The organism is Zooshikella harenae, from assembly GCF_018837975.1.
GTDB classification, from domain to species: Bacteria; Pseudomonadota; Gammaproteobacteria; order Pseudomonadales; family Zooshikellaceae; genus Zooshikella; species Zooshikella harenae.
In genome coordinates, this window is the sequence record NZ_JAGSOY010000365.1 from 1 (window position 1) to 553 (window position 553).

General features: G+C 53.0%; 1 protein-coding gene. It reads right to left on the reverse strand.

What is annotated here, in order from left to right; genetic code table 11:
- Positions 1 to 522: RHS repeat domain-containing protein (locus KCG35_RS26145; protein ID WP_215822864.1), on the reverse strand; the 522-nt coding region annotated here is incomplete at its 3' end.
- Positions 523 to 553: the final 31 nt, after the last annotated feature.

Here is a 553-nt window from a genome sequence, read left to right on the forward strand (position 1 = left end):
GAAGGTCTTCAGTACACCGTCACCATCCACCTGGGCGATCAATTGATTGCGAGCATTGTAGTAAAAGGTGGTGGCCTGACCATTAGCATCGGTCTCACGAATTAGATTCCCCACCGCATCGTATTGGCGATTCACCATCGCGACCTGTGGCCGTGGCTGGCCGTCGACCTGATGCGCATTCTGACGCTGTTGGATCAGCTGACCCTGGGCGTTATAGCGGAACTCGGTGACCCGTGGTTGATCACTGTTAGCCCCGACGATGGTTTGGGTTTTATTGCCCAGTTGATCGTACTGATGACGGGTAATGATGGCCTGAGTGCTCATCAGTCCTTGCTCGACATCGGTCACTACCCGTACTTTCGGGGAGGTCTCTTCGATCAACCGACCTTGAGCGTCATAGGCATAGTGGGTGGTATTACCATTGCCATCGGTGGCGCTGATCTTATTGCCCAATGCATCATAGCTAAAGGTGGTGGTGACGCCAGCTTGTGTCGAACTCAGGATTTGACCAAAGGCATTCAAGGTATGCTGCTGGGCTATCACCCTATCCAAT